This is a genomic window from Vibrio sp. YQ_11, assembly GCF_043103065.1.
Taxonomy (GTDB): Bacteria; Pseudomonadota; Gammaproteobacteria; order Enterobacterales; family Vibrionaceae; genus Vibrio; species Vibrio parahaemolyticus.
On record NZ_JBICJM010000005.1, the window covers coordinates 80,361 to 101,368 of the forward strand.

The window sequence follows — 21,008 nt, forward strand, 5'->3', positions numbered from 1 at the left end:
ATAGAAATAGCGAGTAATATTAACCACTATTGTAAGTAAAACTTACACATTGAAAACAGGTTCGTTCCATGCGCAAATTAGTACCATTAAAATCCATCTACGCGTTTGTGGCGGTGGCGGAATCAGGCAGTATGACGGAAGCCGCCCAGCTTCTGAGCGTTAGCCACTCGGCGATCAGCCAAGCGATTAAATCTCTCGAAAGCCAAGTAAACAAACCGCTTTTTGACCGTATTGGACGCCATGTGTACCTCAATACCGAAGGCAAAAAATACTACCGCAAAGTCGCGCCAGCGTTAGAACAAATCGTCGATGCAACCGAAGCACTGATGCACGATCAAAACTCTCAACGCATTACGCTAAACATGGTGAATTCCTTGGCACTGCATTGGTGGATCCCACGTATGCCACGCCTTCAAGCCTATGCGCCCCAACTTGATGTGCGCCTATCTAACCTTTCTGGACGGTTCAATTTGGAACAAGAAGGCGTTGATGCTGCGTTGGTGCATGGCAAACCTGAAGAGTGGCAAGACTACTATTGCGAAAAGCTCAGTGAAGACGAACTGGTATTAGTGTGCAGCCCTGATCTCATCGACCACAGCAATCCAGTTAACCTTTCTGACATCTTAAAGACGTATCCGCTCATTGAGGTCACGAATGAGCGCAGAAAACACGATTGGCAAGTCTGGTCAGACGCGATAGGAGTCGCTCGTCCAAAAAACAAAAAGCCGATCACTTTTAATATGTCGATTCAAGCGGTACAGGCAACCACGCGTCGTTTGGGTGTGTTGGTGACTCACCGTTTGTTTGTGAAAGACGACATCAAGTACGGTCAGCTAATCGAACTTGGTGAGCCTGTGATCAATCCTAATCAGCAGCTTTATTTTGTGTGCCCACCGCATAAGCTCAAGCAAGAAAGCTTTCACCTATTGCGCTCGTGGTTAAAACAAGAATTTGCGTAACTGAGCCTGGTACTCAATACGTTAACTTGAGCTTGTTGAACTCTCGGCTAAAGTAAATAGAGTGCGAAAAAACTCAAGGATGAGGCTATGCGATTGTTTCATAGAGTAGTGATTGGGGCTTGTCTCGTTGTACCAGCAGTGGGTAATGCCCGTGACGGGTCGGAGCTTGACGAGCAAGGCATTTCAACCGCGATTATTGGAGGCCAGCAAGCGTCTCAAAATCAGCTCCCCTTCTTTGCTCGGCTAATTTTACACAAAACGGGCGACCGACAATTCGCGAATATTTGTGGTGGTTCTATCGTTAATGATCGTTTCATATTAACGGCCGCCCACTGCGTAGAATCCTCGGTTTTTACTGACGGTTGGACAGCGAACGATCTTCGTGTTCTGGTAAAAAATCCAACCATGAACGATGTTTATGTCGAAGAGTTCAAAGACGTTCGCACTATTACGATTCATCCCAACTATGATCCTAATGACCTATGGATTAACGACTTGGCGGTATTGGAGTTAACCCGACCAATTACCGATAACGTTCAGTCCATCACTCTGCCTCAAGATTTTGGCGATTACAGCGGCGAATCGGTTTATCAAATCTTTGGATTGGGACAAACGTCCACGACCGACACCAGTGGCCCGAACTATTTACGATGGGCGGAGGTTCAACCGCTTTCTGATGCCCAATGTGCTTCTCTCGTTGTGGGGTATAACGACCAAGAAAACATTTGTGCAAATGGCTTTCCAGACCGTAGCTATACCGGAATATGTAGCGGAGACTCTGGCGGCCCACTCACCTATCAAGACAGCAACGGTATGTATCAGCAAATCGGGATTGTGAGCTACGGCTCATCCATTTGTGAGTCGGCGGCCATTCCGAGCGTCTTCACAGAGATTCTGAATTACACCTCGTGGATAGAGGCAAGAACCAGTTCTGGGGTCAAAACCGTTTATAACGCAAGCTTAGCAGCCTTAGAGGATTACCATAGCGAAGGTGATTCAGGCTTTGATCCAGAAGACACTAATGTTTCAGGATTTAGCGATAACGGCAGCGGCGGTGCAATAGGTGCAGGGGTGTTGTTCTTTGGAGGATTATTAGGGTGGCTGCGACGCAGAAAAACGACGTAACGTTTCTCTTTACTAGATAAAAATAAACGCAAAACGCTTACAACGTTTTGCGTTTCACGCGAGAGTTGATGATGTCTTCAATCAGCTTTTGCTCTTTTTTGGCTTTCTCATAATTTTGCTTGGTACGCCATCTCTCTAATACCTTTTCCAACCCTTGAACGCGAGCGTGTTTGTGTTCTAACGTTTTTTGTACTGATGCACATTCGGCTTGCATCACCGCTTGCTCTTGCTCGTGGTGACGAAGCATTCTTTGCAGCATCTGATCAACGCGGTTGAAGTTCATCAACGCCGCGCTATTCAAAGACGGAGAGGACAACGCCGATTGACCAGCGTGTCCTTTGAGAGCTGAAAGTTGTTGCAACTGCGTTGAAAGATGATTGTGACGCTGACGCATAGCGTCGAGCTGTTGCCCGACCCTATCACGCTGCTTTTCTTCCATTTGTTGCAGTTTGCCGACCGCTTTAAGTTTGGCTTTCATCGCTGCGTTCGCTCTCTACTGTGCGCCTTGGAACATTTGAGCCAGCTCAGTCAAACTGGTGGTGTAATCCACCGCCTCGTTCGCTGATTGCTGTAAGTACGAACGCAAATGCGGATACATCGACACAGACTGATCCAACTCAGGGTCCTGACCCGGTTGATAGCCACCAAGCGGCAGTAACTCTTTCACCTGAAGGTAATTGGAGTACATTTGGCGGAAGTTGTTTGCGATGGTGGAATGAGCAGGTTGCGTACAAGTGCTCATACAACGGCTGATAGAAGCGTTGATATCAATCGCCGGATAATGCCCTTGTTCCGCCAGCTGGCGCGACAACACAACGTGTCCATCCAAAATGGCACGAGCAGAGTCCACGACTGGGTCTTGCTGATCGTCGCCTTCCGCCAGTACAGTGTAAATCGCCGTTAAGCTGCCATGAGGGTTTTCACTGTTACCCGCTCGCTCTAATAGCTGCGGTAACACACTGAATACCGAAGGCGGATAGCCGCGCGACGCTGGCGGTTCCCCCAAAGATAACGCGATTTCACGTTGAGCCATCGCGTAACGCGTTAGGGAATCCATCAACAAAAGTACATCTTTGCCTTGATCTCGGAAATACTCCGCGACGCGGTGACAAAGCAGTGTCGCTCTAAGTCGCATCAATGGTGATTCATCTGCAGGAGCTGCAATGATGATGGCTTTTTCTCTCGCTTCTGGCGTTAAGTTGCGTTCAATAAACTCACGAACTTCTCGACCACGCTCACCAATCAAACCCACCACAATGACGTCCGCTTCCGTGTTTTTGGTGATCATCCCCATCAACACACTTTTACCGACACCACTGCCCGCCATTAGACCAATACGCTGACCTTTACCGACCGTCAGCAAACCGTTGATCGCACGAACGCCAACATTAAGCGGGGTATCGACAGGACGACGCTTAAGGGGGTTGATCGGTTTAGGTTCAAGTGAAACACGATCGCCTCCTTTAAGCGGCATGCCGTCATCCAATGGCTCGCCTAAGCCGTTCACCACGCGCCCCATCCACTGAGAGCTGAGTTGCACGGTACTGTCGCCGTCTAATGGGATCACCTTCGCACCGGCAAACAAACCGCCTAAACGGCGGATTGGCATTAAGTACGCAACGGTATGATCAAAGCCGACCACTTGTGCTTCGATCATATCGCCTTCGGCGGTTTCCACTAAGCAACGTTGCTCAAGCTTAAAACGACATCCAACCGCTTGTAACATCAAGCCGTTCACTTTAATCAAGCGTCCGGTTACTCGCGCAACAGGAATAGAATCAAGCGATGCTAATGCATCGCTCAAACGCTCACTTAATAGTTCGTGGCTTAATGTACTACTCATTTTCAGACTCAACCTGTGGAATGCTGACTTCGTCTAACAAGTGCTGTTTTACGTTGTCCATGCACGCCTCTAAGCGTGAGTCACAACTGGCGTCTGCTTCCGCATCATCCGTCACTAACTGACAACCACCTATTGGCAGTTCGTTGTTGGCAACCAGCTTCCAAGACTTAGGCAGATCCGCGTTAATGTGCGTAATGCGTTCTAGATCTTGTGGGTTGAGATGAACCGTCACGGTTTCCGCTTTGCCCGGCATCGCAGACAGTGTTTCATCCACCAGCGCCAGAATTTGCTGTGGCATCAGAGTAAGCTCGGCACGAATCACCTGCTGAGCCACCTTCTGTACCAACTCACAAATCATGTGGCGTTGCTGCTGCTCTTTTTCACTTTGCCAGCGAGACAAGGCTTGGAACAAGTCATTAACTGGCTTCGCCGCTTCTAAAAAGCCTTGCTTACCAGCTTGTTCACCAGAAACAAATCCTTTCTGAAAGCCTTCTTTCTGGCCATCGAGCAAGCCTTGTTGCTTACCTTGCTCGATGCCTTGGCGTAAACCTTCTTCATGACCTTGTTGCAGCCCCTGTTGGAAACCTGCTTCAAGCTGCTGCTGAATGTCCACTTGCGACTCTTGCCAACCTTGGTTGTCCAAGCCGAACTCTTCATCAACCGCAACTGGCTGAGCCAGCGGCGGAAAACGGTGTAAACGGTAACCACTTGGAGGCAGTCGCATAATGTTCGATCTTTGTTCTGCCATGCTTTATTCCACCGTTGGCTCTTCGTATAGAAGCAACTGAACTTCGCCCGACTCATCAAGCTCGCGCACCATTTGCATGATGTCTTGGCGTGCTTTCTGAACTCGACTCAGTGCAACTGCACCACGCGCTTCCATATCGTCTTCTAGCGCTTTCACCATACGTTGTGGCATTGAGCGTTTGATCGCTTGCTGCAACGTGATATCCGAACCTTTCAGTGCCGTAGCCCAAAGCTCGAGTGGAATTTGCTGTACGAGCATGTCCATGGTTTCTTCGCGTTGACGGCCCAGCACCATGAAGTCAAACATGTTCTCTTCGATGGCGTTAACCACTTCTTCATCATGCAGTTTGAGCATTTCCATCAATGAACCACGGTCGCCTTCAAAGCGGTTGATGATGTCTGCCGCTTGCTTAACGCCAGAAAGCGGTACGCTTTGGCTTGCAGACACTTTTTCGATACAACGTTCAACCAGTTCATGCAGATCGGTCGCGACTTGGTGATCGATGTCTTGTAGCTGCGCAATACGGAAGATGATTTCATCATGGTAGTCTTGCGGCAGATGTTTCAGCACGGCAGATGAGCTATCCGCTGGCAGATAAGCCAAGAAAATGGCTTGCATCTGCGGGTGCTCGTTGACGATAAATCGCGCCAGCGTTTCAGCCTCTACCCATTGCAGACGCTGCATGTTGTTGCGAATTTCGTCACCGTACAGGTTGTTCAACAAACCTTTAGCAAGATCATTGCCGAGCGCCTTACGCAAGGTGTTCGACAAGTACTCTTTCGATGCACCACGAATACCACTGTGCTCACGAAAATCTTCAAAAAAGTTTTGAATCACGCCGCGTGCTGAATCACTTTTTATGCCATTCAGTTTCGCCATTGCGCGAGTCACACGCTGTGTTTCATCGCGGGTGAAATGCTGCAACACTTTGGCCGCCGCATCCTCGCCCATGCCCAGTAGCACAAGCGCGGTTTGTTCTACATAACTAAGCGTTTGTTTTGACGTCAACTGAGCTGTGTTCATTGATGTTTACCCATTGTTTCAGTATTTCGGCTACGCGCTCTGGCTCTTCATTAGCAATAAGCTGTAGGTGTTTCAATTGAATCTCTAGTGGAGAACCTGCAGGAGGCAGCATGTCGCTGTTCACATCCAGACCCGTCGAGGCAGAAATGCCTTTTTCAGACAGACGACGGTTAAGCACTTCTTCATGCTCACGCTCTTCACGTGTTTGTAAGTTGTCGTAATCTGGCTCTTCTTGTGGCGGCTCAGCAAAGTTCAGTTCAGGAACTGGCTTGTCTGCGCCAGTTAGGTGCATGATCAATGGACGCAGCACAAAGAAGATCATCGCCAAGCCCAACATACCGCCGATCACGTAACGTAATGGCTGTTGAACCGTAGGGTCTTGCCACCAAGGCAGAGCTGTTGGCGCATCGATATCAATCGGTGTGAAGTTGAAGCTCATCAAGCTCAAGCTGTCACCACGCGCAGCTGAAATGCCAACGGCATCGGTGATCATGGTAGAGATTTGCGCTTTGTCTGCATCGCTCCAAGCCACGCCGTCTGGCGATGCTTTTGAGTTCAATAGAACCGATACGCTCAATTTCTCAATCTGACCTTGTTGGTACTGAGTACGGCGCACGCTGCTGCCAACCGCATACTGACGATTCACTTCAGAGCGCGCATTGGTGTTTTGGCTGTCGTTTGTCGCCGCCTCACCAGTCACTGGAGGCTGGTTGCTGAGAGAACCTGGTACGCCAAGCGCGATTTGGTCAATCGAATTGTTTTGAATGGTGTGTTCGTTACGAACCACTGGCGCGTTATCAAGGATTTCTCGCGTTTCTTCCACTTGGCTGAAATCCATATCGGCTGCAACCTGAACGCGGAAATTACTAGGGCCAACAATCGGCGTTAGCATGTCTGCCGCACGTTGGATGATTTGCTTCTCAACGTTCTTTTGGTATTCCAGATATTTCGCGTTTACTTTGCCCGCTTCTGCCGACGCCACATCTGCACTCAACAATCGGCCATATTGATCGATGACAGAAACAAACTCAGGCTTCATCGCCGTCACACTGCCTACGATCAAGTTGATGATCGCTTCAACCTGTTCTGGCTTAAGGTCTTCACCCGGTTTGAGTTCGAGCATGACAGATGCAGACGGGTTTTCACCGTTTTGGCGTACAAACAACGTTTGACGAGGAATCGCAAGGTGAACACGCGCATTCGCTACCGAGTTTAGCGACATGATAGTGCGTACTAACTCACCTTCTAAGCCATGACGGTAACGCGCAGTCTCCATAAACTGGCTGGTACCTAATGAGCTGTCTTCTTTCAGCGAATCCAGTCCGGTTGGCAGTTTCGCTTTTACACCTTTTGACGCCAATAACATACGAATGCGAGCCACCTCACCTTCAGGAACCAGCACTTGGCCGTTCTGCTCCTGCATGCGGTAGCTCACACCTTCACTCTCTAAGACCGAGACAATCTCGCCAATATCGAATCGCTCTTGTTGGCTGTAAAGCGGACGGAAGCTTTGAGAAGAACTCCAAAGCGCAACCACAATGATCGCCGCTACAATCGCCGCGAGAACAGCGGATAGAACAAGATTTCGTTGGCTACTTGACCATAGCTGCTTAAGCTTATTTGTCACGTCGTCCATGTTGCCTGCTGGCGAGAACGCTTGTGTCGTGCTGGTCGTCATGGCCGTATTTCCGGCAACTTGGGGGGTTAGTTCTGACATGAATTACACCGGCATCTTCATAATATCTTCAAAAGAGGCAACCACTTTGTTGCGCACCTGCATAAGAGCGTTGAACGATAAGCTGGCTTTCTGGCTTGCGACCATTGCGCCAACTAAGTCGTCACTTTGCCCAGTTTCTACCGCCGTCATTTTTTGACTGGCCGCAGATTGATGTTGATTGACTGTATCCAACACGTTCGTCATCGCTTGAGAAAACGACAGTGGAGCATTCAGTGCTTGTTGATCTAAAGGGTTGGCACTCACGATAAATTCAGGCGGCTGCACTTGAGCCTGCATCGCCTGCATTTTTGACAACATGAGTTGCTCTGCCGAGACCGCATTAGTAGGTTGACTTGCCATCTATATTTTTCTCCTATTAGGCAGCCGAGCCTAGAGCCGACTGTAAATCAATACCGTGTTCTCGCATGGCTGCGAGTTTGTAACGTAGCGCTCGGGTTGATACTCCCAAGGCGTTTGCGGTTTTGGTTCGGTTTCCACCAAACTGACGTAATTTGTCCAAAATAAATTGGTATTCAGCCTGCTTCTTCGCTTCCACATGACCAAAGCTGGACTTTGGCTCCATGGAAGGCACTGGGGCAATGAGTTCAATCGGTAACATCAGATCATGCGCTGTAATGTAGTCACCATGGCGCATCACCAATGCACGTTGAATAACGTTCTCTAATTCACGAATATTGCCCGGCCAGTGATACTGACTCAGAGCGCTGATCGCATCCTGAGATAAGTGACAGCGGCTGCTATCTTGATATTTTTCAACAAAGAATTGGCTGATCGGTAAAATGTCTTCTTTTCTTTCGCGAAGTGGTGGCCAATGCAATGGCAACACATCCAATCGGTAGTAAAGATCTTCACGGAAGGTGCCTTTTTGCACTTCTTCTCGTAAATCTTTGTTGGTTGCTGCAATCACTCGAATATCAAGCTTGATGGCTTTGTGACTGCCCACACGTTCCACTTCTCGCTCTTGAAGTACGCGCAAAAGTTTGGCTTGGACTGCAGGAGACATTTCACCGATTTCATCTAACAAAATCGTGCCGCCGTTTGCTTCTTCAAACTTACCGCTTTGCGAATTCGTCGCGCCAGTAAACGCGCCTTTCACATGACCAAAAAGCACCGCTTCTAGCATCGATTCAGGAATCGCGGCACAGTTCACTGCAACAAATGGGCCATTAATGCGAGGAGAGTGTTCGTGTACATATCGAGCTAGCACCTCTTTACCCGTACCAGACTCACCCGTGATCAACACACTCGCGTTCGTACACGCTGCACGGTGTGCCAATTGAAGCACCTGCTTACTGCGCCACGACTCAGCCACAATGTTCGCCATTGGTTTGCCAAGAGCTTCAACACGCTTTAGCAAATTGATGAGCTGATTCGCTTCAAATGGACGCAACAAGTAATCGGTCGCGCCCGACTTCATAGTCTCTGCCGCCAAAATGCCTTGTTCTTGATCCACAATCGCAATCACAACGCCAGCATTACGCTGCTTCTGGTGACACGCAACAAACTCACGTACGCACATATCCGGTAGCGTAGAGCTCACTAACGTGATGCTTGCGCGCTCTTCTAACAGTGCGCTTCGCCCTGTACGTGTGTGCTTTGCGGTGTAACCGGCATTCTTCAGCACATCCAGTACAGGTTGAGCAAGGTGTTCGTTCGGCTCAACCAACAAAATATTCGTTTTCGTCATCATTGAACCTTAACCTTCTTTTGTTGAGTCTGTTGTTGTACGTACATGGTGTTTTTTTCTATGGTGCGTTCGTTGTCTCTGACTAGGCGTAACGTCACACGTCGATTCTTTGCCTGACCAGCTGCTGTATTGTTATTTGCGACCGGATATCGGTCACCATGAGATCTGACTTCGATAATATTTGGGTTTACACCGTGAGCAATCAGTGCATCGGCCACTTGTTGAGCACGTAAACGTGATACCGAAAGGTTGGTGAGCCTTGGTCCAACATTGTCGGTATGGCCATCGATTAGCACTTTCGTCACTCGGTCATCAACAGAAAGATAGCTATAGAGCGCAGCTAACGTCTGTTGCTGAGTCGCATTTAGTGTTTTCTGACCGAATTGAAAAGGCAAAACGATGTCTCTTGCTTGTGAGAACGACAGTTTCGGTAGTCGCTCAAGACACGCATTAAATTCGCTCAGTGCCTTTTGAATTTGAATTGTTGGGATTCTGACCTCTGACAAAGCGGAAGCATCTTTTCCTTCCAATACCAGCGTAATCCAACTACCACCGGCAATCGCCTTCATTAGTGAGGGTGCGCCTTTACGGAATACAAATCGACGAGAAGGCTTGGTAACCGTAAGAGAAGATTCAACTTTTCTATAAAGCTCTTTATCCCACGGTGCATTTTGACTAATTAATGTCACACCTTGCCATTTATTCCCTTCGTTGCGTATATCGGAAATAAATAAAATTTGATTATTTGGTTCCGCACGGAAATAAAACTTCCCCATTGGAACCTTTGAATGCATCAGGTTGCACTCAAATTTATTTCCTTTGAAAGACCAATTAGAAATATCCATTGGAACTGTCAACACCTCACCAGACATGGCTGGATTAAAATTGACCAAACCCAAAGAAAAAAAGACGTTACAAATTATTATCAAACTACGAAAGGAAAGGTATATCTTACATTTCCATGACTTAAGCAGTTTAATTAAATTTGCCACTGAAGCTCTATAACTGGCATAGCTAATCATGTTAATTACCTATTCTGAAATATTTAAATTGATTGGCAAACGTTTAGCATGAGCTGGAACACCCATAAAACAAACGAGATAAAACCAATAAAACAACTAGTTATATTAATATTTTTATAATAATCACGTTAGTCACCAGATAGAGGATCCTGGTGAAATAACAACAAAGATTGCTCAAAAATTGTTATTTTTACTTATTAACCGATTTATAAATGAAACTAACCCTTTTTAATTTTTATTAAAAGCTTCGCATGTACTGACATAAGCAACATGTGAACTAAAGTCACATAATTCGAAGTTAAAACTAAAACATCATGAAAAACTCTGTGTAGACTACCGAATATTAAGTTAGAAGAACTTAGTTTGTTAACGCACGGTAAAATATAAATGGAAACTAGAGTTAGTGAGTCTATTTCCGATATCAAACCTCTTGATGTCGAATTATTAGGCAAGCCTATTCATATCATTCGAGATAAGCTTGAAAATTTAATTTCAGAATCTTGTTCAAGCCTAACGAATGAATTGCAAAATTGGCTCAGTACAAACAAAGTGGAAGCTAGCTTAACCTCCGTAGACCTGCATCGATTCTCTCCTGCAATGATGGACAAAGATCAGACATCCACCCATAAGCACCAAGAAGGTGGCATGGTATTTGTTCACGGTGATACTCAGACTCTCGTTAAATTAGCAGACCGTTTTTATGGCGCTAATACAGAGCGTTCAGTCGCAACACTGACTGCCAGTGATCTTCGCCTACAGGAAAGAATCAGCCGCATTATTATCGGTTGGCTAGCACCGCAAGACATGTGGGAAGCATGTGAGTATGAAGCTCCACGCGGCATAGGCTTATGTGTCCAATTAAATATCACCTTTGAAGGTTATCAAGGGTCGATGTACTTAAAACTGGACACGCATCTGATCCAAACCTTGATTGAACAGCTTGAGCTGCAATCAGACGTGGATTTGTATGAACCTTTTTGTCGTTCCCTAGAATCAACGCCAGTTCGTCTTAACGTGGTATTGAGTAAAAAAACGATGGCTCTAAGTGACGTGGTCAGCCTAAAACCTGATGACATCATGCCAATCGAATTACTGAATACCGTACCGGTAAGCATTGGCAATCAACCTCTCTTTACTGGCCGTATTGCTGAGCAAGACGGACAGCTTGTTTTGATTTTTAACCCGGATAAGGAAACGCAGCGATGAGCGAAGCGCCTGAAACTAAAGCGTTCGACACAGATGAACTGAACTTTGATGATTTTCAATTAGAAGACTTTGAAGCTGAAACAACGCGCCAACCTGAGCCTGTTGCTGCAGAGCGCGACCTGAGCTTTTTCAAAAGCATCCCTGTGACTGTCACGCTTGAAGTCGCAAGTAAAGAGATCCCACTTGGTGATTTGATGAAAGCGGGCGAAGGCACCGTCATTGAACTTGAAAAGCTGAACGGCGAACCGTTGGACGTAAAAGTGAACGGTTCCCTACTTGGCCATGCGGAAGTAGTTGTCGTTAATGACAAATACGGTCTTCGCTTGATTGACGTACACGATTCAGCATTAAGCGGCGTTGGTCGATAATTTTTGGTAGGCAGTACAATGAACAATCTGAGCGCTTGGCATCGTTGGTTACCTTTGTTGGTATTGGTGTCACTTTTGTTTGCATTCCCAACAATGGCAGCAGACAACGGCTTAACAATTCTGTCCGTTACGGACGGCGACGCACAACAAGAGTACAGCGTTAAACTACAAATTCTTTTGTTGATGACGGCGCTCAGTTTCCTTCCTGCTTTCATTTTGATGGCGACGAGCTTTACACGCATTATTGTGGTGCTGGCTATCTTGCGCCAAGCGCTTGGTTTGCAGCAGAGCCCGCCAAACCGCGTGTTAGTGGGTATTGCATTAACGCTTACTCTGCTCATCATGCGCCCAGTTTGGACGGATATCTACGAGAACGCGTTCCAACCATACGACAATGGTGAAATTACGCTGGTTCAAGCATTTTCCGTGGCGGAAAAGCCCGTTCGCAACTTCATGTTGGCGCAAACCCATCAGAGCTCTCTTGAGCAAATGTTGCGAATTGCCAATGAGCCGCTCGATCAAAAAGTAGAAGACATCTCGTTTGCCGTTGTTCTTCCTGCGTTTGTGATCAGTGAGCTTAAAACTGCGTTCCAAATCGGCTTTATGCTGTTCATTCCGTTTTTGATCATCGACTTGGTGGTCGCTAGCGTCTTGATGGCCATGGGTATGATGATGCTTTCACCACTTATCGTCTCTTTGCCATTCAAGTTGGTGGTGTTCGTTCTGGTCGATGGCTGGGCGATGACGGTCGGCACTCTTTCAGCCAGTTTCGGTTAACAGGAGCTCATGATGACACCTGAATTAACCGTTACTCTATTTTCTGATGCTGTATGGCTTATCATCTTGATGGTGGCCGTACTGGTAGTGCCAGGCCTGATTGTGGGTTTGGGTATTGCGGTATTCCAAGCGGCAACGCAAATCAACGAACAGACATTGAGCTTTTTACCACGTCTGATCGTCACTCTGTTGATGGTGATTTTTGCAGGACACTGGATTCTTCGCAAAATCATGGAGTTGTTTGATTTCTTGTTCCACAACATTCCGGGGATGATTGGCTGATGGCCATCACATTTGCAGACCTCTCCGCGATTCTCGGTCAACTTTGGTGGCCGTTTTTTCGTGTGGGAGCGGTATTTTTATCCATGCCATTTTTTGGTGACGCGTTGATTCCGATTTGGGTTCGCAGCTTATTAGCACTCTCTATCGTGGTCATCACAGCGCCATTAATGCCAACAATGCCTACGGTTGAACTCTTCTCATTAACCTCTTTGTTTATCGCATTTGAGCAAGCGATTTGGGGTTTGATGTTCGGTCTGATTCTGCACATGCTGTTTAACGTCTTCACCATGCTCGGCCAAACCATTTCTTTGCAGATGGGTTTAGGTATGGCAATGATGAACGACCCTGTGAATGGTCTGTCGGTGGCGATTCTAGGCCGTATCTTTTTAATTTTTTCGACCTTACTCTTTTTGTCACTAGAAGGGCACTTACTGGTGATCGATATTGTTATCCAAAGTTTTGTGGTGTGGCCTGTTGGCTCAGGCATCACGGCCCTATCACTGCAAGGCGTGATCAATGTGTTTGGTTGGATGTTTGCGGCTTCTCTCGCACTTGCGCTGCCCGCCATCGTGTCAATGCTATTGGCGAACATCAGCTTTGGTGTGATGAACCGCGCCGCACCGTCTCTGAACGTTTATGCGCTAGGTTTTCCGATGACCATGCTACTTGGCCTGTTCAGTGTTTTGATTTCTGTTTCCGGTGTTCCGGGCCGCTACACCGCGCTGGTGCATGAGACGATCCGACACTTAAACAACTTTATGTTGGGGGGCGCATGAGCGATCAGTCGTCACAAGACAAAACCGAAAAGGCCTCCCCCCAGAAAGTCAAAAAAGCCCGCCAGGAAGGCCAAATTCCACGAGCGAAAGAATTCACCACTGCAGTCATTTTTATGGCTGTAGCGCTGTATTTTTACTCTCAAATCAATAGCATCTGGGAAAGCATGTTCGGCATTTTCCGCTATAACATGTCGTTGACGAAAGCCGACCTAGAAAACCCACAGCAAATGGTAGAACAAGTGGGTCAGAGCCTTGGCATGATCATCGAAATGCTGTTGCCACTTTTCACGGTTATCATCATCGTGACGTTCGGTAGCAGTATGGTCTTGGGCGGCTGGATGTTTCGTCCCGCAAACATGTTACCAAAGCTGAGTAAACTCAACCCGCTCAGCGGCATTAAGCGTATTTTCTCAACGCGTTCGTTGGTGGAGCTGGTTAAGTCGACAATCAAAGTAACAGTGATTTTCGGCATCCTTTACGGCTATTTGGACAATCACCTTCAGCCATTGTTAGGCATTCAAAACCTTCCGCTTAACCAAGGTTTTTCAATGGTGATGTCTATCTTGTTTGAAGGACTGCTCTTGATGGGATTTGCTTTGCTGTTGTTTGGTGTGATTGATATTCCTTACCAACGTTGGGAACACCTCAAAGAACTTCGCATGACGAAGCAAGAATTGAAGGAAGAATTCAAAAACAACGAAGGCCGCCCGGAAGTCAAGCAACGTATACGCCAAATTCAACAGCAGTTTGCGCGCCGAAAAATCGACAAAATGGTACCGACCGCCGACGTAGTGATCACAAACCCGACGCACTATGCGGTCGCTCTAAAATATGAGCCGTCGCTCTCAGATGCGCCATTTGTGGTCGCCAAAGGCGTCGATGAAACTGCCATGCACATTCAACGTATCGCGCGAGAAAATCAGGTGGAAATCATTAACTCCCCACCTCTGACACGTTCGATTTATCACACCACCGCGATAGAGCAAGCAATTCCAAGCCAACTTTATATCGCCGTGGCACACATTCTTACTTACGTTTTGCAGTTGAAAGCCTTTCGTAAAGGAGACGGAAAAAAGCCGACACCTTTGCCTCATTTTTCAATTCCAAAACACTTGCAGCACTGATTAACCCGCGTTTATCCAAGGACACGAAAGTATGCTTACTCGGTTAAAACAACTTCAAACCTCAACCAAAGGCTACATTGGCATCCCCATTGTTTTGCTGATGATTCTGGCGATGGTTATTTTGCCATTACCACCATTGCTATTGGATGCGCTGTTTACTTTTAACATCGTATTGGCGATCTTGGTATTGCTGGTCAGTACCACAGCAAAGCGACCACTCGACTTTTCTGTTTTTCCAACCATTTTGTTGGTGGCAACCTTACTTCGCCTAACGCTGAACGTCGCCTCAACCCGAATCGTATTACTAGAAGGCCATAACGGCGGCGATGCCGCTGGTAAAGTCATTCAAGCTTTCGGTGAAGTGGTGATCGGCGGCAACTACGTTGTCGGTATGGTGGTCTTCATCATCTTAATGATCATTAACTTTGTGGTTATCACCAAAGGTGGTGAACGTATTTCAGAAGTCTCCGCGCGTTTTACATTGGATGCCCTGCCGGGTAAACAAATGGCAATCGATGCGGACTTAAACGCCGGTTTGATCGATCAAGAAACCGCTCGTCTGCGCCGTAAAGAAGTTGCGAACGAAGCCGACTTCCACGGTTCAATGGACGGTGCGTCGAAATTTGTTCGTGGTGATGCGGTCGCAGGTCTGTTGATTCTATTCATCAACATCATCGGTGGTATCAGCATCGGTGTTTTCGAACACGGCTTACCAGCGTCTGAAGCATTCAAAACTTATGCACTGCTAACCATCGGTGATGGCTTGGTAGCACAAATTCCATCGCTATTACTGGCAACCGCAGCTGCAATCATCGTGACTCGCATCAATGACAGCGACAACGGCATGTCAGAAACCATGCAGAAACAGTTGCTCGCAACTCCAGCGACCTTGTTTACGGTTGCAGGGATCATGGCCGTCATTGGTATGGTTCCGGGCATGCCGCACCTTGCATTCTTTGCATTTGCTGGCGCATTAGGGTTTGCAGGCTGGAGACAAAGTAAGAAACCAGTTCAAGACACGCAAATCGAACAGGTGGAAGCACTTTCTCAAGCCATGCAAGAGGAAGACACACCTCTCACATGGGACGACATCCCACACGTGCACACACTGTCTCTTGCGCTTGGTTACCGTCTTGTTCACCTAGTAAACAAGGATCAAGGTGCGCCACTTTCGCAACGTATTCGTGGTGTACGTCGTAACCTCTCAGAACAGGTAGGTTTTCTTCTACCCGAAGTTCGCATTCGCGATAACCTAAGCCTCAAACCGAACCAATACACCATTTCGCTTAATGGTGAAGTGATTGAGCAGGGCTTCATCGAACCAGAGCGTTTAATGGCAATTGCCGTTGGCGACACCTACGGTGAAATCGATGGCATTCTTGGGAGCGATCCTGCTTACCAACTTCCTGCAGTTTGGATTGAACACCAAGACAAGGCGAAAGCGCTCAACATGGGTTACCAAGTCGTGGATGACGGTACCGTGATCGCAACGCACATCAGCAAAATCATGAAAACCAACCTTGCAGAATTGTTTACACACGATGATGTAGAAGCGATGACGCAGCGCTTAACCCAACAAGCGCCGAAATTGGCAGAAGCCTTAGCCGCTGCACTTAACCCAGCTCAACAGCTCAAAGTGTACCGCCAGCTATTGCTTGATCAGGTGCCACTAAAAGACATCCGAACCATCGCGAATACCATGCTGGAGTCTTCAGAAAACACGAAAGACCCGATTTTGTTAGCTGCTGATGTTCGCTGCGCACTAAAGCGCACGCTGGTTAACTTAATTGCAGGGCAAAAACCTGAGCTCAATGTTTACGCTTTATCGGATGAGTTGGAGCAAATGCTACTGACGTCGCTGCAACAAGCGCAAGCTTCAGGTACAGTGGTTCTCGATAGTTTCCCAATCGAACCGAATATTCTTGGTCAGTTCCAACAAAACTTACCTTTGATTCGACAACAACTTAAGCAGCAAGGCTTACCGCCAATACTACTTGTAATGCCGCAATTACGCCCACTACTGGCGCGTTATGCGCGTACTTTCACTCAAGGATTGGCTGTGCTGTCTTACAACGAAATTCCAGAAAACAAACAGATCAATGTGGTAGGAAACCTTGGTTAATCTTATTTCAACACACGCGATATACGAATATCTTTGTAGTCTCGCGGTACAACACATCGTCACGGACGACGATCAATTGGTATTTGAAGCACTCAAACATAATGACATCCAACACGCTTGCCAAGCCATTCGTGAAACTCAATCCGGTGAGGTGGTGTATCAACACCTCACTTTGAGATTCGGATTGCGCGGAGAGCAAAGCGTTTATCAGTTTGAGCTTTCCGAACAAATGCAATACTGCTTAGATTTGTTCAGCCTTTATCTCGCCTTACGACAAACTCAATTTCAATTAGAAGCTTTTCATCCAGATTTAATCAGCAACGTCGTCGTGCCAATTCGTGTCGATGCACTGCTGTGGGATCCGGGCGTGTATTTTCTTGAGCAGATGGTTCAGTTTCACTCAGCCGCTTTCCAGCATGTAATCCCATCCTTACAAGCAGATGAAACATTGTGCCTTCACGAACGCATGGAAACGCTTGTCGAAAAACTGAAGGAAAATGCGTTTGCATTGTGGTTTGAAGTAGCCACATCCCAAACGCATTTTGAGCGTATTGCTGAATTTGATCCAGATATGATCAAACTCTCAGTAACGATAGAGAACAAACAAGATCAACACTCATTTTTACCCATTGCGCGATTTCTAAGAAAACACAAATACCAGTGGGTTGCTGGTCGCGTTGCAAGCCAAGTCGAACTCAACCGCTATCGACTGCTCGGTGCAAGTTATTACTTTGGTTACTTCAGTGACATCCCTACTTCCCTGTCTTTCCGTTCCTTTGATGAGGAATAGCTGAAACCCAACCCTCATGGCTAAACTAAAAAGCGCGAATGATTCGCGCTTTTTTACTTTTCTCGTTTTAGATTTTCTCTTTGCCTTAACCTTATGCCGATCAAAGCACATCGGAAACTAACGCTAAAACGGTAGCAAACCCCAACTTAGTGGAATGCAAGTCACTAAAAATCATCAATTTTGATCTTTTTTAGAAAATTTTTAATTTTCAAATTAATCATTAGTGGCAAGCGACCGCCTCTAGTTAGTGACTAGGGAATATCCCAAGGCCTGAAAGAAATAGTGATAAACTAAGGAGACTAAGATGGCTTTATCAATGCACACTAACTACGCATCACTTGTAACTCAAAACACTCTAAACAGCACAAGTGGTCTTTTAAATACTGCGATGGAGCGTCTAAGCACCGGTTACCGCATCAACTCAGCAGCAGACGATGCAGCAGGTCTACAAATTGCGACTCGTCTAGAAGCTCAAACTCGCGGTATGAACGTAGCAATGCGTAACGCTCAAGACGGCATCTCTATGATGCAAACTGCTGAAGGCGCTATGGAAGAGATGACTAACATCACTTACCGTATGAACGACCTTGCAACACAATCTTTGAACGGCTCAAACAGCGCAGAAGACCGTGCAGCAATGGATGCAGAGTTTAAACAGCTAGCATCTGAGCTAGGCAACATCATGGGCAACACTTCATTCGGTGGCCAAAAACTTCTAGCTGAAGGCGGCGGTTTTGGCGCAAGCAGCGTGAGCTACCAAATTGGTGCAACTGGCGCAGAAAAACTTGTTGTAAACGCTAAGACTGAACTAAACGGTATTTCAACAGCTATCGCTGGTCTAACTAGCATCAGCACTGCAGCAGCTGCTTCTACTGCACTTAGCAAGCTTTCAAGCACTGGTGGTATGCTAGCGAAACTTGGTACTGCGCGTGCTGAGTTCGGTGCAAACATCAACCGTTTAGAACACACAATGACTAACCTAGGTAACATGACTGAAAACACTTCTGCAGCAAAAGGCCGTATCACTGATGCAGACTTCGCTACAGAGTCTTCAAACATGACTAAGAACCAAATGCTTATGCAAGCAGGTACAACAGTTCTTTCTAAGACTAATCAGCTTCCTGGCATGGCTATGTCTCTACTACGTTAATCGTTGAAGCTTATAACCCCACCCATCCGGTGGGGTTTTTTACTATCTGAATATTATGACACCAGTTTATTCTCAACATATTGATATCATTCGATCTCGTTGGCCCGATGTTGCACAAGCTCTAGACAACGCTGACTTTAGCGACCTACATTTCGAAGTCGTTGAAAAAGCGGCGATGACGCTTAAAGTCAATGGCGTGCAGCTTAGTAGTGCCTACGACCCGCTCGAAGAAGCCTTTCAGTACCGAAGCCTAACGTCTAGCAACGAATATCATATTTGGGGCATTGGTATGGGCAACGTCCCATCCCTGTTAGCTCAAGATCAAAGCGCCAGATCTATTTGCGTTTATCTTTACAACCTTTCGCTAGCAAAATTGGTACTATCTCTTGTTCCTCAACCTTGGTTATCCGATCCTCGCGTCTCACTAGTCGCAGTTTCTGAAGATCATTGTGAAATCGGAAAACACTTATCAAGCCTGTGCTGGGATGATTGTATAATTATTAATGCTGACAGAGCGATTTCTCGTTATACACATCAATGGCTTTACTTCCGACTAGAAAATCGTGTTTTGATTGGCTTTGCGAACGCAAACTACCGACATAGCGACGCTGAACTAGTAACAAGAGAAGAAGAAAACGCCCCCCTTTTAAAACGAATTAAATCCTCTGATCATTATCTGATGTATCAAGTCGATGACGCTATTTGCATTGGTGCAGGCCCATCGCTCCAACATCATATTGAAGAGTTAAAAGTCGTTTATAGCCAACCAAATCGTCCAAAGTTCATTGCCGCGTCAACCGCATGCAAATGCTTAATGGAGAACGGCATCAAACCTGACGTCGTGTTTGCTGTGGATATGGATTTAGGTGACGAACATATTCCTTTTGAGCTCGCTATAAACACCATTTTAGTTTTTGCTAGCCATATGCCTAGTCGTATTTTCCAAAACTGGCACGGTGAAAAGTACTATTTACATTTGGGTGATTTCACCTACGACCGATTTGCGGCCAAACTACCAGTAAAATATCGACCATATTCATTTGGTTCTGTGATCCACCCTCTGATCCACTTTACATTATTGCAAGGTGCTTCAAGAATCTCATTGATTGGCTGTGACTTCGGTTTCCCTGGAGACATTATTCATTCAGGGCGAGAGAACAGAGCAGATGATCCAAACGCAACAATGACAGCTCGTGTTGAAAACGGGTTTGGCGAGATGATTAAAACCTCTCCTGCTTATCGGATGTTTGGCAGCGGTGTAGAGAACCTTATTGCAGCATCACCACAGACTAAGTTCTATAACTGGAGTCGTATTGGTGCGAAGATCATTGGCGCTGAATATTTTAACGTGGAGGAGTTGTATGGAAACCGTCGCTAGCTCTGTTTACGATACTTTTATTAAAACAGCAGAAGTCTATTACTATGGCGATCACCTAACTGGCGATCTGATGCTAGGTCAGTGTCTCAACCTGTTAGCTAAACTCTTCTCTGTGTCAGCTGAAAGAACAGCGTTGCTCGAAGTGCTGTCTCGTATCAATCTAGCCCGAGAAGCCCACGATTTCACAACACTAGCAGACATATTAATGTATGAAATTGCCCCAAAAATGAAATCGTAAGTCACTATTTAAAAAGAAAAAGCCTCTAAAATAGAGGCTTTTTCTTTCTTAACGTCGAATGTAAATGGAACTTGCACTGCCAATCGGTTCATCCGGCATCCTGAAGCCCACTTTTCGCATCATGTTGTGAAGCACTTTGTTAAATAGCTCCAGTTCAACTGTCTCTATTTCCTTCCCTTGTTGATAAGTTTTTAGCTCAGGGAAAGTAGATATCGCTTCCTGCTGAATACTGGCCAATTCATCCGCATTAATATTTTGTTTACTCAATAACTTCGCACTAATAAACGTCTCGTAAGATCGAGCGCATTTCATCAGCCGAAAAACAAATTCATTCATTTCTTTCGTTCTTTTCTAAGTGATAGCCTGACGTTGGCGAGGTGCGCTAAAACACCAAAATATGCTTAATTAAAAGATACCAAAAGTTGAGCGACTCCCTTTGTAGGAATACTCCTATTTAAATAGCAGGAAACACCTAAAACCGTGCGTCGATGACAACTCAACCAATACATCTCATGCCTAAAATAGATTAAATACTTTCAGCTTTTCAGTCGCCTTGTCTTATAGGGAAACACTAGATGTTTTCTAGAGGAAGGCGGAACACCGAAGGTGGAAAACCTACTTCCTCTCAAACTCAAATAATATCGCAAAACCC

22 protein-coding genes are annotated in these 21,008 nt (G+C 46.4%); 13 read left to right on the forward strand and 9 right to left on the reverse strand.

Annotated features, from left to right (window positions below; genetic code table 11):
* The first annotated feature begins 68 nt into the window (after window positions 1-68).
* Window positions 69-959, forward strand: a complete 891-nt coding sequence (locus ACF8EG_RS00875) for a LysR substrate-binding domain-containing protein (RefSeq protein ID WP_015313598.1) — start codon at window positions 69-71, stop codon at window positions 957-959.
* A gap of 87 nt (window positions 960-1,046) precedes the next feature.
* Window positions 1,047-2,084, forward strand: coding sequence for a trypsin-like serine protease (locus ACF8EG_RS00880; RefSeq protein ID WP_079852619.1), 1,038 nt, complete (start codon window positions 1,047-1,049; stop codon window positions 2,082-2,084).
* A 37-nt stretch (window positions 2,085-2,121) separates the two neighbouring features.
* Here the strand turns inward: ACF8EG_RS00880 and fliJ are convergent, their stop codons facing one another.
* Genes fliJ through ACF8EG_RS00920 form a run of 8 tightly spaced genes read right to left on the reverse strand, consistent with a single transcriptional unit; the run spans window position 2,122 to window position 10,145 of the window.
* On the reverse strand, window positions 2,122-2,562 hold the full coding sequence (gene fliJ / locus ACF8EG_RS00885; RefSeq protein WP_005462826.1) for a flagellar export protein FliJ: 441 nt from the start codon (window positions 2,560-2,562) through the stop codon (window positions 2,122-2,124).
* A gap of 15 nt (window positions 2,563-2,577) precedes the next feature.
* The gene (gene fliI, locus ACF8EG_RS00890) at window positions 2,578-3,927 is read right to left on the reverse strand and encodes a flagellar protein export ATPase FliI (RefSeq protein ID WP_005478244.1); all 1,350 of its coding nucleotides are present in this window, start codon (window positions 3,925-3,927) and stop codon (window positions 2,578-2,580) included.
* Window positions 3,920-4,675, reverse strand: coding sequence for a flagellar assembly protein FliH (gene fliH / locus ACF8EG_RS00895; protein WP_005478070.1), 756 nt, complete (start codon window positions 4,673-4,675; stop codon window positions 3,920-3,922). The genes fliI and fliH overlap by 8 nt, the downstream gene beginning before the upstream one ends.
* Before the next feature lie 3 nt (window positions 4,676-4,678).
* The gene (locus ACF8EG_RS00900; RefSeq protein WP_005478340.1) at window positions 4,679-5,698 is read right to left on the reverse strand and encodes a flagellar motor switch protein FliG; all 1,020 of its coding nucleotides are present in this window, start codon (window positions 5,696-5,698) and stop codon (window positions 4,679-4,681) included.
* Window positions 5,661-7,415 carry a flagellar basal-body MS-ring/collar protein FliF gene (gene fliF / locus ACF8EG_RS00905; protein ID WP_011106531.1) on the reverse strand — a complete coding sequence of 585 codons (1,755 nt, stop codon included), beginning with the start codon at window positions 7,413-7,415 and terminating at the stop codon, window positions 5,661-5,663. The genes ACF8EG_RS00900 and fliF overlap by 38 nt, the downstream gene beginning before the upstream one ends.
* A gap of 3 nt (window positions 7,416-7,418) precedes the next feature.
* On the reverse strand, window positions 7,419-7,775 hold the full coding sequence (gene fliE, locus ACF8EG_RS00910) for a flagellar hook-basal body complex protein FliE (RefSeq protein WP_005462799.1): 357 nt from the start codon (window positions 7,773-7,775) through the stop codon (window positions 7,419-7,421).
* Window positions 7,776-7,791: 16 nt separating this feature from the next.
* Window positions 7,792-9,123, reverse strand: a complete 1,332-nt coding sequence (locus ACF8EG_RS00915; RefSeq protein WP_021450557.1) for a sigma-54-dependent Fis family transcriptional regulator — start codon at window positions 9,121-9,123, stop codon at window positions 7,792-7,794.
* Window positions 9,123-10,145, reverse strand: coding sequence for an OmpA family protein (locus ACF8EG_RS00920; RefSeq protein WP_069505462.1), 1,023 nt, complete (start codon window positions 10,143-10,145; stop codon window positions 9,123-9,125). The genes ACF8EG_RS00915 and ACF8EG_RS00920 overlap by 1 nt, the downstream gene beginning before the upstream one ends.
* Before the next feature lie 387 nt (window positions 10,146-10,532).
* Between ACF8EG_RS00920 and ACF8EG_RS00925 the strand changes: the two genes are divergently transcribed.
* The 11 genes from ACF8EG_RS00925 (at window position 10,533) to ACF8EG_RS00975 (ending at window position 20,356) form a co-directional block, all read left to right on the forward strand.
* A complete protein-coding gene (locus tag ACF8EG_RS00925; RefSeq protein ID WP_005462796.1) occupies window positions 10,533-11,351 on the forward strand; it encodes a FliM/FliN family flagellar motor switch protein in 819 nt (272 codons plus the stop codon).
* The gene (gene fliN, locus ACF8EG_RS00930; RefSeq protein ID WP_005462794.1) at window positions 11,348-11,719 is read left to right on the forward strand and encodes a flagellar motor switch protein FliN; all 372 of its coding nucleotides are present in this window, start codon (window positions 11,348-11,350) and stop codon (window positions 11,717-11,719) included. Before ACF8EG_RS00925 ends, fliN begins: the two co-directional genes overlap by 4 nt.
* A gap of 18 nt (window positions 11,720-11,737) precedes the next feature.
* Window positions 11,738-12,496, forward strand: a complete 759-nt coding sequence (fliP, locus tag ACF8EG_RS00935) for a flagellar type III secretion system pore protein FliP (protein WP_005462793.1) — start codon at window positions 11,738-11,740, stop codon at window positions 12,494-12,496.
* A 12-nt stretch (window positions 12,497-12,508) separates the two neighbouring features.
* The gene (gene fliQ / locus ACF8EG_RS00940; RefSeq protein WP_005462792.1) at window positions 12,509-12,778 is read left to right on the forward strand and encodes a flagellar biosynthesis protein FliQ; all 270 of its coding nucleotides are present in this window, start codon (window positions 12,509-12,511) and stop codon (window positions 12,776-12,778) included.
* A complete protein-coding gene (gene fliR, locus ACF8EG_RS00945; protein ID WP_069505464.1) occupies window positions 12,778-13,554 on the forward strand; it encodes a flagellar biosynthetic protein FliR in 777 nt (258 codons plus the stop codon). The genes fliQ and fliR overlap by 1 nt, the downstream gene beginning before the upstream one ends.
* Window positions 13,551-14,678, forward strand: a complete 1,128-nt coding sequence (flhB, locus tag ACF8EG_RS00950) for a flagellar biosynthesis protein FlhB (RefSeq protein ID WP_005462787.1) — start codon at window positions 13,551-13,553, stop codon at window positions 14,676-14,678. The genes fliR and flhB overlap by 4 nt, the downstream gene beginning before the upstream one ends.
* Before the next feature lie 31 nt (window positions 14,679-14,709).
* Window positions 14,710-16,800 carry a flagellar biosynthesis protein FlhA gene (gene flhA / locus ACF8EG_RS00955; RefSeq protein ID WP_005478396.1) on the forward strand — a complete coding sequence of 697 codons (2,091 nt, stop codon included), beginning with the start codon at window positions 14,710-14,712 and terminating at the stop codon, window positions 16,798-16,800.
* Entirely contained in the window at window positions 16,793-17,590 is a 798-nt protein-coding gene (locus ACF8EG_RS00960) for an EAL domain-containing protein (RefSeq protein WP_011106532.1), read from the forward strand. The genes flhA and ACF8EG_RS00960 overlap by 8 nt, the downstream gene beginning before the upstream one ends.
* Window positions 17,591-17,894: 304 nt before the next feature.
* Entirely contained in the window at window positions 17,895-18,740 is an 846-nt protein-coding gene (gene lafA, locus ACF8EG_RS00965) for a lateral flagellin LafA (RefSeq protein ID WP_025631029.1), read from the forward strand.
* A 55-nt stretch (window positions 18,741-18,795) separates the two neighbouring features.
* Window positions 18,796-20,118, forward strand: a complete 1,323-nt coding sequence (locus tag ACF8EG_RS00970; protein WP_025631075.1) for a 6-hydroxymethylpterin diphosphokinase MptE-like protein — start codon at window positions 18,796-18,798, stop codon at window positions 20,116-20,118.
* Window positions 20,102-20,356 carry a hypothetical protein gene (locus ACF8EG_RS00975; protein WP_031850564.1) on the forward strand — a complete coding sequence of 85 codons (255 nt, stop codon included), beginning with the start codon at window positions 20,102-20,104 and terminating at the stop codon, window positions 20,354-20,356. Before ACF8EG_RS00970 ends, ACF8EG_RS00975 begins: the two co-directional genes overlap by 17 nt.
* Before the next feature lie 48 nt (window positions 20,357-20,404).
* Here ACF8EG_RS00975 and ACF8EG_RS00980 read toward each other — a convergent pair whose 3' ends face one another.
* Window positions 20,405-20,692 (reverse strand): hypothetical protein, encoded by a 288-nt coding sequence (locus ACF8EG_RS00980; protein WP_025631072.1) that lies wholly within the window; start codon window positions 20,690-20,692, stop codon window positions 20,405-20,407.
* Between the last annotated feature and the right edge of the window lie 316 nt (window positions 20,693-21,008).

What these genes read in the sequence shown, in the direction of transcription:
- ACF8EG_RS00875 (WP_015313598.1), top strand. Translation starts at nt 69, where the DNA reads ATGCGCAAATTAGTACCATTAAAATCCATCTACGCGTTTGTGGCGGTG.
- ACF8EG_RS00880 (WP_079852619.1), top strand. Translation starts at nt 1,047, where the DNA reads ATGCGATTGTTTCATAGAGTAGTGATTGGGGCTTGTCTCGTTGTACCA.
- fliJ (WP_005462826.1), bottom strand. Translation starts at nt 2,562, where the DNA reads ATGAAAGCCAAACTTAAAGCGGTCGGCAAACTGCAACAAATGGAAGAA.
- fliI (WP_005478244.1), bottom strand. Translation starts at nt 3,927, where the DNA reads ATGAGTAGTACATTAAGCCACGAACTATTAAGTGAGCGTTTGAGCGAT.
- fliH (WP_005478070.1), bottom strand. Translation starts at nt 4,675, where the DNA reads ATGGCAGAACAAAGATCGAACATTATGCGACTGCCTCCAAGTGGTTAC.
- ACF8EG_RS00900 (WP_005478340.1), bottom strand. Translation starts at nt 5,698, where the DNA reads ATGAACACAGCTCAGTTGACGTCAAAACAAACGCTTAGTTATGTAGAA.
- fliF (WP_011106531.1), bottom strand. Translation starts at nt 7,415, where the DNA reads ATGTCAGAACTAACCCCCCAAGTTGCCGGAAATACGGCCATGACGACC.
- fliE (WP_005462799.1), bottom strand. Translation starts at nt 7,775, where the DNA reads ATGGCAAGTCAACCTACTAATGCGGTCTCGGCAGAGCAACTCATGTTG.
- ACF8EG_RS00915 (WP_021450557.1), bottom strand. Translation starts at nt 9,123, where the DNA reads ATGACGAAAACGAATATTTTGTTGGTTGAGCCGAACGAACACCTTGCT.
- ACF8EG_RS00920 (WP_069505462.1), bottom strand. Translation starts at nt 10,145, where the DNA reads ATGATTAGCTATGCCAGTTATAGAGCTTCAGTGGCAAATTTAATTAAA.
- ACF8EG_RS00925 (WP_005462796.1), top strand. Translation starts at nt 10,533, where the DNA reads ATGGAAACTAGAGTTAGTGAGTCTATTTCCGATATCAAACCTCTTGAT.
- fliN (WP_005462794.1), top strand. Translation starts at nt 11,348, where the DNA reads ATGAGCGAAGCGCCTGAAACTAAAGCGTTCGACACAGATGAACTGAAC.
- fliP (WP_005462793.1), top strand. Translation starts at nt 11,738, where the DNA reads ATGAACAATCTGAGCGCTTGGCATCGTTGGTTACCTTTGTTGGTATTG.
- fliQ (WP_005462792.1), top strand. Translation starts at nt 12,509, where the DNA reads ATGACACCTGAATTAACCGTTACTCTATTTTCTGATGCTGTATGGCTT.
- fliR (WP_069505464.1), top strand. Translation starts at nt 12,778, where the DNA reads ATGGCCATCACATTTGCAGACCTCTCCGCGATTCTCGGTCAACTTTGG.
- flhB (WP_005462787.1), top strand. Translation starts at nt 13,551, where the DNA reads ATGAGCGATCAGTCGTCACAAGACAAAACCGAAAAGGCCTCCCCCCAG.
- flhA (WP_005478396.1), top strand. Translation starts at nt 14,710, where the DNA reads ATGCTTACTCGGTTAAAACAACTTCAAACCTCAACCAAAGGCTACATT.
- lafA (WP_025631029.1), top strand. Translation starts at nt 17,895, where the DNA reads ATGGCTTTATCAATGCACACTAACTACGCATCACTTGTAACTCAAAAC.
- ACF8EG_RS00970 (WP_025631075.1), top strand. Translation starts at nt 18,796, where the DNA reads ATGACACCAGTTTATTCTCAACATATTGATATCATTCGATCTCGTTGG.
- ACF8EG_RS00975 (WP_031850564.1), top strand. Translation starts at nt 20,102, where the DNA reads ATGGAAACCGTCGCTAGCTCTGTTTACGATACTTTTATTAAAACAGCA.
- ACF8EG_RS00980 (WP_025631072.1), bottom strand. Translation starts at nt 20,692, where the DNA reads ATGAATGAATTTGTTTTTCGGCTGATGAAATGCGCTCGATCTTACGAG.